At 67.1% G+C, this 14,812-nt stretch carries 12 protein-coding genes and 1 pseudogene; 6 read left to right on the top strand and 7 right to left on the bottom strand.

The window, feature by feature from the left end:
* Positions 1-2: 2 nt before the first annotated feature.
* The 7 genes from gyrA to dnaA all read right to left on the bottom strand — a co-directional run bounded on the left by gyrA (position 3) and on the right by dnaA (position 11,473).
* Positions 3-2,498 carry a DNA gyrase subunit A gene (gene gyrA / locus ACIBH1_RS41790; protein ID WP_397319629.1) on the bottom strand — a complete coding sequence of 832 codons (2,496 nt, stop codon included), beginning with the start codon at positions 2,496-2,498 and terminating at the stop codon, positions 3-5.
* 33 nt (positions 2,499-2,531) lie between these two features.
* A complete protein-coding gene (gene gyrB / locus ACIBH1_RS41785) occupies positions 2,532-4,454 on the bottom strand; it encodes a DNA topoisomerase (ATP-hydrolyzing) subunit B (RefSeq protein ID WP_397319749.1) in 1,923 nt (640 codons plus the stop codon).
* 306 nt (positions 4,455-4,760) lie between these two features.
* The gene (locus ACIBH1_RS41780; protein ID WP_181610574.1) at positions 4,761-5,222 is read right to left on the bottom strand and encodes a DUF721 domain-containing protein; all 462 of its coding nucleotides are present in this window, start codon (positions 5,220-5,222) and stop codon (positions 4,761-4,763) included.
* A gap of 505 nt (positions 5,223-5,727) precedes the next feature.
* Positions 5,728-6,999, bottom strand: coding sequence for a DNA replication/repair protein RecF (recF, locus tag ACIBH1_RS41775; protein ID WP_397319628.1), 1,272 nt, complete (start codon positions 6,997-6,999; stop codon positions 5,728-5,730).
* 261 nt (positions 7,000-7,260) lie between these two features.
* Positions 7,261-8,196, bottom strand: a complete 936-nt coding sequence (gene gnd / locus ACIBH1_RS41770) for a phosphogluconate dehydrogenase (NAD(+)-dependent, decarboxylating) (RefSeq protein ID WP_397319626.1) — start codon at positions 8,194-8,196, stop codon at positions 7,261-7,263.
* Positions 8,197-8,304: 108 nt separating this feature from the next.
* Complete coding sequence (gene dnaN / locus ACIBH1_RS41765; RefSeq protein ID WP_397319625.1) at positions 8,305-9,441, bottom strand: DNA polymerase III subunit beta; 1,137 nt, start codon at positions 9,439-9,441, stop codon at positions 8,305-8,307.
* 514 nt (positions 9,442-9,955) lie between these two features.
* On the bottom strand, positions 9,956-11,473 hold the full coding sequence (gene dnaA / locus ACIBH1_RS41760) for a chromosomal replication initiator protein DnaA (RefSeq protein WP_397319624.1): 1,518 nt from the start codon (positions 11,471-11,473) through the stop codon (positions 9,956-9,958).
* A 476-nt stretch (positions 11,474-11,949) separates the two neighbouring features.
* Here dnaA and rpmH point away from each other — a divergent pair, with 476 nt between their 5' ends.
* The 6 genes and pseudogenes from rpmH to ACIBH1_RS41730 all read left to right on the top strand — a co-directional run.
* On the top strand, positions 11,950-12,087 hold the full coding sequence (gene rpmH, locus ACIBH1_RS41755) for a 50S ribosomal protein L34 (protein WP_181610579.1): 138 nt from the start codon (positions 11,950-11,952) through the stop codon (positions 12,085-12,087).
* 54 nt (positions 12,088-12,141) lie between these two features.
* Positions 12,142-12,507 carry a ribonuclease P protein component gene (gene rnpA, locus ACIBH1_RS41750; RefSeq protein ID WP_397319623.1) on the top strand — a complete coding sequence of 122 codons (366 nt, stop codon included), beginning with the start codon at positions 12,142-12,144 and terminating at the stop codon, positions 12,505-12,507.
* On the top strand, positions 12,507-12,770 hold the full coding sequence (gene yidD / locus ACIBH1_RS41745) for a membrane protein insertion efficiency factor YidD (RefSeq protein ID WP_397319748.1): 264 nt from the start codon (positions 12,507-12,509) through the stop codon (positions 12,768-12,770). The genes rnpA and yidD overlap by 1 nt, the downstream gene beginning before the upstream one ends.
* A gap of 4 nt (positions 12,771-12,774) precedes the next feature.
* Complete coding sequence (gene yidC, locus ACIBH1_RS41740) at positions 12,775-13,716, top strand: membrane protein insertase YidC (protein ID WP_397319622.1); 942 nt, start codon at positions 12,775-12,777, stop codon at positions 13,714-13,716.
* Positions 13,717-13,731: 15 nt separating this feature from the next.
* A complete protein-coding gene (locus ACIBH1_RS41735; RefSeq protein WP_397319620.1) occupies positions 13,732-14,235 on the top strand; it encodes a protein jag in 504 nt (167 codons plus the stop codon).
* A gap of 229 nt (positions 14,236-14,464) precedes the next feature.
* Positions 14,465-14,767 (top strand): annotated as a pseudogene (locus ACIBH1_RS41730) (RsmG family class I SAM-dependent methyltransferase); the annotation flags it as partial.
* Between the last annotated feature and the right edge of the window lie 45 nt (positions 14,768-14,812).

Below are 14,812 nucleotides of genomic sequence, written 5' to 3'. Positions count from 1 at the left end.
GCCTACTCTCCTCCCCCGTTTTCCTCTGCCTCCACCGCAGCCTCCATCGCCTCGGTGTTGCGAGCGAGGGCTACCACGCTGTCGCGATCGGCGAGATTCATCAAACGCACTCCCATGGTCTGCCGGCCGGACTGCTTGATGTCTCCGGCTGGAGTCCGGATGACACCGCCGTTGGACGTGATCGCGAAGATCTCGTCCTCCGGGTTGACCATGACGGCTCCGACCAGCTTGCCACGTGCGCTGACAATTTTCGCCGTCAGCACGCCCTTACCGCCACGACCTTGAAGCGGGTATTGCTCTACGGGTGTCCGTTTCGCGTACCCACCCTCGGTCGCGATAAGCACATCCTGGCCATCTGCGACCCGGTTCATGGCGAGAAGTTCGTCACCGTCAAGGAACCGCATGCCGATCACGCCGCTGGTGGCGCGTCCCATCGGCCGCAGGGCCTCGTCGGAGGCGGTGAAGCGGATCGCCTGGGCGTGGGTCGAGACCAGCAGCAGGTCGTCTTCCTCGGAGACCAGGCGCGCGGCGATGACCTCGTCGTCGTCGCGCAGGTTGATCGCGATCAGGCCGCCGGACCTGGGGGAGTCGTACTCCGACAGCCTCGTCTTCTTCACCAGACCGGTCCTGGTCGCCAGGACGAGGTACGGCGCCGCCTCGTAGTCACGCAGGTCGAGAACTTCCATGACTACTTCGTCGGGCTGCATGGCCAAAAGGTTCGCGAGATGCATGCCACGCGCGTCGCGACCGGAGTCGGGCAGCTCGTAGGCCTTGACCCGGTAGACGCGGCCCTTGTTCGTGAAGAACAGCAGCCAGTGGTGCGTCGTAGTGACGAAGAAGTGGTCGATGATGTCGTCTTGCCGCAGCTGCGCCCCGCGCACGCCCTTGCCGCCGCGCTTCTGGGCGCGGTAGAGGTCGGTGCGGGTGCGCTTGGTGTAGCCGCCGCGGGTGATGGTGACGACGATGTCGTCCTCGGCGATCAGGTCCTCGATGGACATGTCGCCGTCGTAGGCGATGATCTCCGTGCGGCGATCCTCGCCGAACTTGTGGACGATCTCGTCGAGCTCCTCGCCGATGATCTGCCGCTGGCGCGTCTCGGAGGCGAGGATCGACTGGTATTCGGCGATCTGCGTCATCAGGCCGTCGAACTCGTCCTGAATGGCCTGCCGCTCCAGGGCGGCGAGCTTGCGCAGCTGCATGTCGAGGATGGCCTGCGCCTGGATCTCGTCGATCTCCAGGAGCGCCATGAGGCCGCGCTGGGCCTCGGCCGCCGACGGCGACTGCCGGATGAGGGCGATGACCTCGTCCATGCGGTCGAGCGCCTTGAGCAGCGCGCGCAGGATGTGGGCGCGCTCCTCGGCCTTGCGCAACAGGAAGCGCGTGCGCCGGACGATGACCTCGATCTGGTGCACCACGTAGTAGCTGATGAACTGGTCGAGACGCAGCGTACGCGGCACGCCGTCGACCAGGGCCAGCATGTTGGCGCCGAAGGTGTCCTGCAGCTGGGTGTGCTTGTACAGGTTGTTCAGCACGACCTTGGCGACCGCGTCGCGCTTGAGCACGATGACCAGGCGCTGGCCGACACGCGACGACGACTCGTCACGGACGTCGGCGATACCGGTGATCTTGCCCATCTTCACCAGGTCGGCGATCTTCAGGGCGAGGTTGTCGGGGTTGACCTGGTAGGGGAGTTCGGTGACGACGAGGGCGTGGCGGCCCTTGTTGTCCTCCTCGACCTCCACCACCGCGCGCATGGTGATCGAGCCGCGTCCGGTGCGGTAGGCGTCCTCGATGCCGCGGCGCCCGACGATCAGCGCCTTGGTCGGGAAGTCGGGGCCCTTGACCCGCTCGATGCAGGCCTCGAGCAGCTCCTCCTCGGTGGCGTCCGGGTTCTCCAGAGCCCACTTGACCGCCGACGACACCTCGCGCAGGTTGTGCGAGGGGATGTTGGTGGCCATGCCGACCGCGATGCCGCCCGAGCCGTTGACCAGCAGGTTGGGGAAGCGCGCAGGCAGGACCGTCGGCTCCTGCGAGCGGCCGTCGTAGTTGGGCTGGAAGTCGACGGTGTCCTTGTCGATGTCGCGCAGCATGTCCATGGCGATGGGCGCGAGCTTGCACTCGGTGTATCGCATCGCCGCGGGCATGTCGTTGCCGGGGGAACCGAAGTTGCCCTGGCCGTCGACGAGGGGGTGGCGCAGCGACCAGTGCTGCGCCAGCCGTACGAGAGTGTCGTAGATCGAGGTGTCGCCGTGGGGGTGGTAGGAACCCATGACGTCACCGACGACGCGCGAGCACTTGAAGTAGCCGCGGTCGGGGCGGTAGCCGCCGTCGTACATCGCCCACAGCACCCGGCGGTGCACGGGCTTGAGTCCGTCACGAACATCGGGCAGCGCACGCGCCACGATCACCGACATCGCGTAGTCGAGATAGCTGCGCTGCATCTCGGTCTGGATGTCGACCGGCTCGATGCGCTCCACGGGTGGAGTCACTTCCGTCACGTGCAAAGATCCTTTTCTGAGGTACGGCTAGCGCTACACGTCCAGGAAGCGGACATCTCGGGCGTTGCGAATGATGAAGGACCTCCGGGCCTCGACGTCCTCCCCCATCAGGACGGTGAACATCTCGTCCGCCTGGGCGGCGTCGTCGAGCGTTGCCTGACGCAGGAGCCGGGTCGACGGGTCCATCGTGGTCTCCCACAGCTGCTGGGCGTTCATCTCGCCCAGACCCTTGAATCGCTGCACGCCGTCGTGGGCGCGCGGGTCGCGGCGGCCGTTGGCGATGCCCTCGGCGATGATCGCGTCGCGCTCACGGTCGGAGTAGGCGTAGGAGGCGTCGTCGCCCCGGCGGTCCCACTTGATCTTGTAGAGCGGGGGAGCGGCCATGAAGACGTGGCCGTTCTCGATCAGCGGGCGCATGAACCGGAACAGCAGCGTCAGCAGCAGCGTGGTGATGTGCTGGCCGTCGACGTCGGCGTCGGCCATGAGGATCAGCTTGTGGTAGCGGAGCCTGGCGATGTCGAACTCGTCGTGCACGCCGGTGCCCATCGCGGTGATCAGCGACTGGACCTCGGTGTTCTGCAGGACCTTGTCGATGCGCGCCTTCTCGACGTTGAGGATCTTGCCGCGGATGGGCAGGATCGCCTGGAAGCGCGAATCACGGCCACCCTTGGCCGAGCCGCCGGCCGAGTTGCCCTCGACGATGAACAGCTCGCACTTGTCGGGCTCGTTCCACGTGCAGTCGGCCAGCTTGCCGGGCAGGCCGGAACCCGACTCCAGCAGCGACTTGCGCCGGGTCAGGTCACGCGCCTGGCGGGCGGCCACCCGGGCCCTGGCGGCCTGGACGGCCTTGTTGATGATGTCCTTGGCCTCGCCGGGGTTGCGCTCGAACCAGTCGCGCAGGTGGTCGTTGGCGGCCTTCTGCACGAACGACTTGGCCTCGGTGTTGCCCAGCTTGGTCTTGGTCTGGCCCTCGAACTGCGGGTCGGCCAGCTTCACCGAGATGATCGCGGTCAGGCCCTCGCGGACGTCCTCACCCGAGAAGTTGTCGTCCTTGCCCTCCTTGAGGAACTTCTGCTCGCGCGCGTAGCGGTTGACGATCGACGTCAGCGCGGCGCGGAAGCCCTCCTCGTGAGTGCCGCCCTCGGCGGTGTTGATCACGTTCGCGAAGGAGTAGACCGACTCGGCGTAGGAGTTGTTCCACTGCATCGCGACCTCGACCGAGATGCCGTCGCCCTCCTCCTCGAAGGAGATGATCGACGCGTGGGCCGGCTCCTTCTTGCCGTTGAGGTGCTGGACGAAGTCGGACAGGCCGCCCTCGTAGTGGTACTCGACCCGGTGCGGCTCGCCGTTGATGTGATCGGGCCGCTCGTCGGTGAGCGTGATGGTCAGGCCCTTGTTGAGGAAGGCCATCTCCTGGAAGCGACGCGAGAGGGTCTCGAAGTTCCACGTCGTGGTCTCGAAGATGTCGGGGTCGGCCCAGAAGGTGATGCTGGTGCCGGTCTCGTCGGTGTCGCCCACGATCTCGAGCGGAGCCACCGGCTTGGCGTTGACCAGCTTCAGCTTGTGGATGTGGCCGTTCTGCTTGACCTCGACGTCCATGGCTGTGGACAACGCGTTGACCACAGCGGAACCCACGCCGTGCAGACCGCCGGAGACGGCGTACGACTGACCGTCGAACTTGCCGCCCGCGTGCAGAGTGGTGAGGACGACCTCGACGGCGGACCGCTTTTCCACAGGGTGGATGCCCGTGGGGATACCGCGCCCGTTGTCGACCACGCGCACGCCGTTGTCGGCGAGCAGGGTGACATGGATGTGGGTCGCGAACCCTGCCAGCGCCTCGTCCACCGAGTTGTCGACGATCTCCTGGACCAGGTGGTGCAGGCCTCGCTCGCCGGTGGAACCGATATACATACCTGGGCGCTTGCGGACCGCCTCGAGACCTTCGAGGACGGTGATAGAGCTAGCGTCGTAGGACAAGTGCGAAATCCTCCTGCCGCGGACACGCGGCGTGGGGTGGGCGCACCATGCCCCCCGCCGTGCCCGTCACCGTCGTGAGTGCCCCGATGCGTTGGCCACCCCAAGGGGAATCGGCTTCACACGCCGGGGGTGACACGCAAGCGGACGTGTCCGGAATCCGCTTTCATTCTACCGGTTATTCGGGGCCTAGGTGTGCATGAACGCGCCTGAACGCCTCTGTCGCTTGTTTGGCCCTCGTTCGGGCATCCCCCCACCGGAACGGGGGTCGTCGCGTCTCAGGCTTGATTAGCCGTAGGTGTCGCCAGGACCGGTGCTGCCGGTCACTCGCAGGCCCCCTGCTGGTCGCGGAGCGTTTTGCGGGCCTCTGACCTTTACTTTCGTGACCGTGCCGTCGCCGAGCTCCTCGTTGAGCCTCCGCACGAGGGTGCGGGCCAGGAGGCGGACCTGGGTGGCCCAGGCTGTGGAATCGGCCACAATCAGCACCTCGCCGTCCTCGAACGACTCGGGCTTGGTGTGCGCGGCCAGGTCGGGGCCGACGATCTCGATCCAGCGGCCGAACACTCCGCCCACCTTGGCGCTCTGCTCCCAGCCGCGGTCGGACAGCAGGTCCATGATGGCCCGGCCGAAAAGCTGGGGGTCTCCGCCTGAGCGGCCGGCGCCGGGGGCCTTCTTGCGGGGTTCGCGGCGGGGGAGCTGGCCGCGCCTGGCGGCGTCGGCCTTCGCCTGGGCGAGCTTCTCGCGCGCCATCGCGACGCCCCGCGCAGTCGTCGCCGCCTGCCCCCCGGCTCCGTCACCCCGCCCATCACCGGCGGCCGAACCGCCGGAGCCTGAACCGTCAGCTCCTGAACCGCTGGGCCTGGCACCACCAGCCCCTGAACCGCCGGCGGCCGAACCACTGGCCCCTGAACCACCGGTCGCCGACCCACCGGTCGCCGACCCACCGGCCGCCGACCCACCGGCCGCCGACCCACCGGCCGCCGACCCACCGGCCGCCGAACCGCCGACGACGCGTAGGCCGCGTGCCCCCGAACCGCCTTCGCCACCCCTGGAGGCCCCTGAAGCGCCCCCGCCGCCCCCAGAAGCGCCCGACAGACCCTCACGGCCTCGCGCCGCCCCAGGAGCTCCCTCAGCCCCTCGCGCCCCTCCAGCGGCCCTCTGAGGCGACCCCTCAGAGGACCCCCCGGCGGACGACCGCCCCCCGCGGCGGGAAGCGGACCCGTCCCTCCTGGATCCACGGCCTGTGGACAACCCGTCATCGGACACGTGTCACGCTCCCTTCCTCCACATCGAACCGAGCCCCGATCAACTCCTGGGGAACGTCGGCCGGCACCGCAGCCGTGATCAACACCTGCTCCGCGGGCGCCACGATCTCGGCCAGCCGCCGCCTGCGCTGCGAGTCGAGCTCGGCGAAGACGTCGTCGAGGATGAGCACCGGGTCACCCCCATCGGCGCGCAGCAGGTCGTAAGCCGCCAGCCGCAACGCCAGCGCGAACGACCACGACTCCCCGTGGCTGGCGTAACCCCGGGCGGGCAACTCACCCAGGCCGAGCACGAGGTCGTCGCGGTGCGGCCCCACGAGCGTGACCCCCCGCTCCAGCTCCGCCGGACGCACCTCGGCCAGCCGCTCCAGCAACCGCGCCTCGAGCACCGAGTGCGGAGGAACATCCACACCCTCGGAGGAAGTTTTCCCCAACTCTGTGGATAACGTCTGTGTATCGGGAACTCCCACTGCCGCGGAAGCCCCGTCCTCGCTGGTGTCCCCACCTGTGGACAACGTGCTGCGATAGGCGAGATCGGCCGGCGCGCTGGTGGGCGCCAGCGCGGCATAGGCGCTGGCCACCAGGGGTCGCAACGCCTCGACCAGATCGAGCCGGGCGCGCAGGAGCTCGGCGCCGTGCCGCGCCAGATGCTGGTCCCACACCTCGAGCGTGCTCAGCACATCGCCGGCGCCCGCCGCCTCGAATCCCGAGTCGCGCTCGGCCCTGCGCGGACTGCGCCCGCCGCCGCGCCGCGCCTGCGCCGCCGTACGCAACAGGGCGCCACGCTGCTTCAGCACCCGGTCGTAGTCGGCGCGCACCCCCGCGAAACGCGGGGTCCTGGCGACGAGCAGGTCGTCGAGGAAACGGCGGCGCTCCGACGGGTCGCCCTTCACCAGGGCCAGGTCCTCGGGCGCGAACAGGACCGTGCGCAGCAGGCCGATGACGTCGCGCGGGCGGGAGACGGGGGAGCGGTTGAGCCTGGCCCGGTTGGCACGGCCCGGGTTGATCTCCAGCTCGACCAGCGCCCGGCGGTCGTCCCTGTGGACAGCGCAGCGCACCACGGCACGCGCGGCGCCCTGCCGTACGAGAGGCGCGTCGTTGGCGACCCGATGGCTGGAGTGCGTCGCCACGTAGCCGAGTGCCTCGACCAGGTTGGTCTTGCCCTGGCCGTTGGGCCCCACGAAGGCCGTGACGCCCGGCTCCAGGCCGAGCTCCACGGACGCGTAGGACCGGAAGTCGGTCAGCGAGAGGTGGGCGACATGCACCCCACGAAGGTTAGTCGGCCACACCGACCACGTGGGTCACCGACGTGCCTACCTGTGGAAAACGCTATGACGACGGTCCCGCACAGGGTCACGAAGTGGCCCTAACGGTGCCCAGCCCGAGCTGGGGTTCCCAAAGGCCTTTCAAGCCGTACGGCGGGCAGCCTGTCGGTCGCCCGCCCGCCGCGAAACCCCCGGCCACCGCGAAACCCCGCCCGTCGGCGAAAACCTCTCCCGCCGCGAAACCTCGGCCTGCTCGGCGCGTCAGACGACCGGCGGCGTGACGTCGGCCCCGGGGGAGTCGGCGCCCTTTTCCACAGACCCCGCCGTCGACGTCACCGCGTGCCCGCCGAACTGGTTGCGCAGCGCCGCGACCACCTTCATCGCCGGCGAGTCGTCCTGCCGCGAGGCGAACCGGGCGAACAGCGCGGCGGTGATCACCGGCAGCGGGACCGCGTGGTCCACAGCCGCCTGCACCGTCCACCGGCCCTCGCCGGAGTCCTGTGCATAACCCTTGAGCTCGTCGAGGTGCTCGTCGTCGTCGAGCGCCCGCACCATCAGGTCGAGCAGCCACGAGCGGATCACCGTGCCCGTGCGCCAGCTCGAGAACGACCCGCGCACGTCCTTGACGATGTCGGAGGCCTCGAGCAGCTCCCAGCCCTCGGCGAAGGCCTGCATCATGCCGTACTCGATGCCGTTGTGGACCATCTTGGCGAAGTGGCCCGCGCCGACTTCGCCGGCGTGGACGAAGCCGTCCTCGCCCTCCGGCTTGAGCGTCTCGAAGATCGGCATGACCTGCGCGACGTGCTCGGGCGTGCCGCCGCACATGAGGGCGTAGCCGTTCTCCAGACCCCACACGCCGCCGCTGACGCCGCAGTCGACGAAGCCGATGCCGCGTTCGGCCAGCTCGGCGGCGTGCTTCTGGTCATCCACATAGTGGGAGTTGCCGCCGTCGACGACCAGGTCGCCGGGGGAGAGGAGTTCGCTCAGCTCGTTGATCGTCGCCTGGGTGGGCGCGCCCGCGGGCACCATGACCCATACCGCGCGTGGCGTCTGGAGCCGTTCGATGAGTTCTTTCAGGCTCCCGACGTCGCTGATGTCGGGATTGCGGTCGAATCCGACGACCTCATGACCACCGCGGCGCAGCCGCTCGGCCATGTTGCCACCCATCTTGCCCAGCCCGATCATGCCGATCTGCATGTGTACCTCCCCCTAAGGAGACCATCATCTCTCAAGCCTCTGCCCATACCGGCGGCAGGCATCCTCCCACGCGTGTCCCCATGGTTTATCCACAGGGCGGTGGATAGATCAGCTCGACAGGCGGATCGGCATGATGAGGTAGCGGTAGTCGGGCGTCCCCTCATCGACGGGTTTTCCACCGGTGAGGATGGCGGGCTTGGTCGACGTGGTCATCTGCAGCCTGGCCCGGTCGGAGTCGAGCGCGCCGAGTCCCTCCAGCAGGAACTGGTGGTTGAAGGCGATGTTCATCTCCTCGCCCTCGTAGTCCACAGGCAGCACCTCGACGGCCTGGGCCTCGTCGCCACTGCCCGCCTCGAGCACCACCTCGCCGTTGCGGAAGGCCAGCCGTACGGGCGTGTTGCGCTCGGCGACCAGCGCCACACGCTTCACGGCCTCGACGAACGGGCCTGTGGACAACTCCGCCTTGGCCGCGAACTCGGTCGGCAGCAGCGAGCGGTACTTGGGGAACTCCGGGTCGAGCAGGCGCGTGGTGGTGCGGCGGCCGGCGCTGGAGAAGCCGATCATGCCCTCGCCGGTGCCTCCGGCGGAGCTGAGCGCGATCTCCACCTCCGCGCCTGTGGATCCGAGCGCCTTGGCGGTGTCGGCGAGCGTCTTGCCCGGCACCATCGCGATGGCGGAGAAGTCGGGCTGGCCGGGGTTCCACTTCAGTTCGCGTACGGCGAGGCGGTAGCGGTCGGTGGCGGCCAGGGTGACGGTGTCGCCCTCGATCTCCATGCGCACGCCCGTGAGCATGGGCAGCGTGTCGTCACGTCCGGCGGCGACAGCGGTCTGAGCCACGGCGGCGGCGAACACGTCGGCGCCGATCCGGCCGGCCGCCGGGGGCATCGTGGGCAGGGAGGGGTAGTCCTCCACAGGCATGGTGAGCAGGGTGAAGCGGGCGCTGCCACAGGTGACGACGGCCTTGGGGCCTTCGACCACGAAATCCACAGGCTGTGCGGGAAGCGCGCGAGTGATCTCGGCTAGCAGCTTGCCGGAGACCAGCACCACACCCGGTTCTCCGGTGTGGAGCTCAAGGGTGACCTCGGCCGAGACCTCGTAGTCGAAGCCCGACAGCTTCAACTGCTGCTCCTCTGTCACCTCCAGGCGCATACCGGCCAGGACGGGGACGGACGGGCGGGCAGGGAGGCTGCGTGCCGTCCATGCCACCGCCTCAGCGAGGACGTCTCGCTCGATTCGGAACATCACGGTGATCAACCTCCTGGTCTCGTTGCTGATTCAAGTGTTCACTCTCCCGCACCTCTGGACGGGCGGAACCCCTCTATGGGTCTTGAGTTTCTTTGTAAGAGAGATATCTGGTCTTCACAGTAGGGGCGGTGGATACTGTGGATATCCCGCGTTTCCCCAGTTCAGACCCCCAGTTTTCATCCACCGCCGCTGTGTGTCGACGCTGGGGAAGACTGCGCGGCCTGGGGACAGCGCAGCGTTCCCCACAGGCCTTCCCCAGATCCGGGGGTCTTCATCCACCGGTTATCCACGAGGTTTCCACCGGTTGTCCACGGGGTAGAGAGATCCTTTAGCTGGGGTGGAACTTGTTCACACAGGGCGTCCCCAAGTCATCCACCGGTTGCCCACAGGTTCTCCTCAGGTTTTCCGCAGAGTTGTCCCCAGCCTCTGTGTACGATTTTTCCGATCTTGATTGCCTCGGACCCCGGAAATCTCAGGGATTTGCTGATCCACAGCGTTATCCACAGGGTGTGTATCACGAACTGCGCGACTGCTGCTTGATGCGCATCGTCAGCTCGTTGACCTGGTTGTACATCGAGCGGCGCTCGGCGATGAGCGAGCGGATCTTGCGCTCGGCGTGCATGACGGTGGTGTGGTCACGGCCGCCGAACTGCTGGCCGATCTTCGGCAGCGACAGGTCCGTCAGCTCTCTGGCCAGGTACATCGCGATCTGACGCGCGTTCACCAGCGCCCGGCTGCGGCTGCTTCCACACAGGTCGTCGATGGAGATGCCGAAGTACTCGGCGGTCTTCGCCATGATCACCGCGATCGTGATCTCCGAGCCGGAGTCGGAGGTGATCAGGTCCTTCAGCACCACCTCGGCCAGCTGGAGATCCACAGACTGCCGGTTCAGGCTGGCGAAGGCGGTGACCCGGATGAGGGCGCCCTCCAGCTCACGGATGTTTGTGGATATCCGCGACGCGATGTACTCCAGCACCTCGGGCGGCGCGGCCAGGCCCTCCTGGATCGCCTTCTTCCTGAGGATGGCGATGCGCGTCTCCAGCTCGGGCGGCTGGACGTCGGTGATCAGACCCCACTCGAACCGGTTGCGCAGCCGGTCCTCCAGCGTGATCAGCTGCTTCGGCGCCCGGTCGGAGGAGATCACGATCTGCTTGTTGGCGTTGTGGAGCGTATTGAAGGTGTGGAAGAACTCCTCCTGCGTCTGCTCCTTGCCCTCCAAGAACTGGATGTCGTCCACAAGCAGGATGTCGATCGCCCGGTAGCGGCTGCGGAAGCCGTCGGCCTTGTGGTCGCGGATGCTGTTGATGAAGTCGTTGGTGAACTCCTCGGAGCTCACGTAGCGAACCCGCGCACCGTCGTAGAGAGACTGTGCGTAGTGGCCGATCGCGTGCAGCAGGTGGGTTTTCCCCAGGCCAGAGTCGCCGTAGATGAACAGCGGGTTGTACGCCTTGGCCGGCGCCTCGGCCACCGCGACCGCCGCCGCGTGGGCGAAACGGTTGCTCGCCCCGATGACGAAGGTCTCGAACGTGTACTTCTGGTTGAGCCTGGCCGACTCGCTCGGCTTGTTGCTCTTGGCCTCCCACCTGTTCTGTGGCTGAGGCTGTGGATATTCGGTGGATGACGGCCGCGGCTCAGGCTGTGGAGAGTAGTACTGCGGAGGCTCCGGGGCCTGGTAGTGCTGGGGTTGCGGCGGCTGTGAATATTCACGGGGTGGCTCCACACCCTGGGGATAACTCTGAGCCACAGGCTGGGGAGGCGCGACCGGCTGGTCGGGGATCGTGGTGTCGATCAGTACGGCAAGCCGCATCGGTCGCCCGAGCTCCTGGGAGAGGGCGTGAGCGACGAGGGCCCGGAGCTTGCGCTCGATCAGGTCCTTGATGAAGTCGTTGGGGACGCCGAGCACGATGGTGTCGTCGGCCAGTGCGATCGGGCGCACCATCGACAACCAGGTGCGCTGCTGGATCGGCACGCTCTCGTCCAGGAAGTTCTCGAGCGCGCGCTGCCAGATCGGACCGAGGTCTCCTCCGGTCATGGAAGCTCCTTGACCGAGGTGCTGCACATGTGCGGCTCCCCTCCCTCTCTGTCGCGGCCCCCCGCGATTGTTATCCACATGCGACCTGTCGCCCCGAAGGTCGTCGGCGATGGATGTCCACAGGTGGGAGTCCACTCTGACTCCACAGGAGATCCACAACCTGTGCACAGCCCCACAAGCCCTGGGAATGGCCGACAGTAACCTTGTGCACACCTGTGTTCAAGACGTTGTCCACAGCGTAGTGGTAGCTGGATGCACATACTCTTGACCTAGCTGCGCCGGTGGAAAAGTCGCCTGTGGATTCGTGGATAACCTGTCTCGGTTTGACCTGGGGCGGGATCGCCCCGTAACGTACGACGGTCGGCTTGCGCGCGACGGTTCTTCGTCATGCCCTCGCGACTTCGGCCGGCCAACCATGAGTGTCAAGCGTCCTTGCACCTGGCGAGGGCGCACTTTTAAGCCCTGGAGCCCACCCGATGAGCAAGCGTACTTTCCAGCCGAACAACCGTCGCCGCGCGAAGACCCACGGCTTCCGGCTGCGCATGCGTACCCGGGCCGGCCGCGCCATCCTCGCCGCGCGCCGCCGCAAGGGTCGCGCGGTTCTGTCGGCCTGACCCCCGGCCCACTGACTTGATCGCCCGCCGGTGCAGTGTGCCGGCGGGCGATAGGTGTCTATCGTGCTATCGCCCGAGTCCCGAATGCGCCGCGGTGCGGAGTTCACGGCTGCGGTAAAACGGGGAACCCGTGCCGGCCGTCCGGCCCTCGTGGTGCATCTGACCGATTCCGGGGAAGAGGCACCGAGGGTCGGATTCGTAGTGAGCAAGGCCGTCGGAAACGCCGTGATCAGGAACAAGGTCAAGCGGCGGCTCCGACACCTGATCCGCGAGCGTCTCGACCGCCTCCCAAGAGGTAGCCTGCTGGTGGTACGCGCCAACCCGCCTGCCGCCTCCGCGCGGTACGAGCAACTGGGCGCCGAACTCGACCTCGCGTTGGATCGAGTGCTCAGACGGCGCTCGACGGATGGACAGAGATGATGGAGCAGCTTGCGGAGCCCGGCCTCCCCGCCCGGGTCCTCATTGCCCCGATCCGGTTCTACCGGGCGTTCATCAGCCCGCTGCTCGGTCCACGCTGCCGCTTCTACCCCTCGTGCAGCGCATACGGACTGGAAGCGATATCCGTACACGGTGCCCTGAAGGGCACCTGGCTGACCGTCCGGCGCATCGGGCGCTGCCACCCTTTCCATCCTGGAGGCCTCGACCCGGTGCCCCCACGGTCCCACGAAACGCAAGGGAGCTAGCTCGGTGGAGTTCGGCTGGCTGAATTGGCTCTATACGGCCATCGCACAAGTCATCACCTGGATTCACCAGGCGTATGGCACGTTCATCAACCCCGACAGCGGTCTCAACTGGGTGTTGACGATCGTCACGCTGACCGTGTTCATGCGGCTGCTGATCTTCCCGCTCTTCCTCAAGCAGATGCGCTCGTCGAAGAAGATGCAGGAGCTCGCTCCCAAGGTTCAGGAGCTCCGCAAGCGGTACAAGAACGACAAGCAGCGGATGAACCAGGAGGTCATGGCGCTGTACCAGGGCGCCGGAGCCAACCCCCTGGGTGGCTGCCTGCCGATCCTGGCCCAGTTCCCGATCTTCATCTCGATGTTCACGGTGCTCAACGCCATTGCGGATGTGAACCGTACGAACGTCTTCGGCATGCCGCCCGAGGTCGTCGCCAGCGCGCGTGAGGCGCATGTCTTCAGCGCCGGCATCTCCGAGACCTTCTGGTCCACCAACAGCGTGACCAGCAAGATCATCATCGGCTTCTTCGTCGCCGTCAGCTCGCTGACCACCTTCCTCACCGTCAGGCAGAGCGTCACCCGCTCCATGGCCCAGATGCCTGACAACCCCATGGCGCAGCAGCAGAAGATCCTGATGTATATCAGCCCGCTGTTCGCCATCTTCAGCCTGAACTTCCCGCTCGGCCTCATCCTCTACTGGGTCACCACCAACCTGTGGACCCTCGGCCAGCAGCACTGGTACTACACCCGGCACCCGATGCCCCAGTTCGACGACAAGGGCCGCCTGATCCCGCACCAGCCGAAGCCCGGCCTGCTGTCCAAGTTCAGGAAGAGCGAGCCCGTCGTCGAGGAAGCCCCTCCGGCCGCCGCCGCTCCCGAGGAGCCCAAGGTCGTCCGCAACCAGCCGTCCAGGCAGACCCGTAGTAAGCGCTCGGGCAGCAAGAAGTCCTAGACTCTGCGCTAGATCATGAAGGGGAGGCCTGTAGTGACCGAGGCCGAGCAGGTTAAGCCCGATGTCAACGCCCTCGAACAGGAGGGTGAGATCGCGGCCGACTACGTCGAGGGGCTGCTTGACATCGCCGACATCGATGGCGACATCGACATGGATGTCGAGGGCGACCGCGCGATGGTGTCGATCGTCGGCGTCAAGGGACACGACCTGGTGGGACCGGCCGGTGAGATCCTCGAAGCAATCCAGGAGCTCACTCGCCTGGCCGTGCACCGGCAGACGGGGGAGCGGTCGCGGCTGATGCTCGACATCTCCGGCTACCGCGAGAAGCGCCGGGCCGAGCTGTCGAGGCTGGGCTCCGACATCGCCGCCCAGGTCGCCAAGCTCGGCGAGCCCCGGTCGCTCCAGCCGATGACGCCGTTCGAGCGCAAGATCGTCCACGATGCTGTCGCCGCCGCCGGACTCCGCAGCGAGTCCGAGGGCGAGGAGCCGAACCGCTTCGTAGTGGTCATGCCTGCCTGACGTTCGCTCGCGCGCCGCCGGTATCCCTCGTGGATATCGGCGGTTTTCTTGTTTCTCGTGCTCTTGCCGTACGGCACAGCGGGGGAGAGGCCGTCACCCATCTCCACGGCCGGTCATTCGTTGACCCACACGACACCCCAAACCCGGACACCCCACCCAGCCGGGAACGAGAGGGCCCACGACCCCCTAGTCTTGGGACGACAATGCAGATGAGGAAGGTCCATCAGCTGTGAGCGACGAACTGCCGGCCCCACCGCCGATCGCGCGCGAGGTCTTCACCGGCGATGCCTGGGCTCGTGCTGAGGCCTACGCACAGTTGCTCGCCGGACCCGGCGTGGTCCGCGGCTTGCTGGGACCGCGCGAGGTGCCGCGCATCTGGGACCGCCACCTGCTCAACTGCGCCGTCATCGCCGAAGCCATCCCCGACAAGCCGGGCCCCCTGGACACGGCCTCCGAGCAGGGCCGCCACGATTCCACCCTCGGCAAGCCGGGCCCCCTGGACATCGCCCCCGGCACCAGCCCCGGCCTCGATGTCGCCGCCGGCCCAGGTCTCTCCTCTGAAGGCCCCTTCCCCGGA

This window comes from Nonomuraea sp. NPDC050663 (assembly GCF_044456985.1).
Lineage (GTDB): Bacteria > Actinomycetota > Actinomycetes > Streptosporangiales > Streptosporangiaceae > Nonomuraea.
Note: the sequence above shows the minus strand (reverse complement) of the source record. Positions and strands in the feature narration are given on the sequence as shown.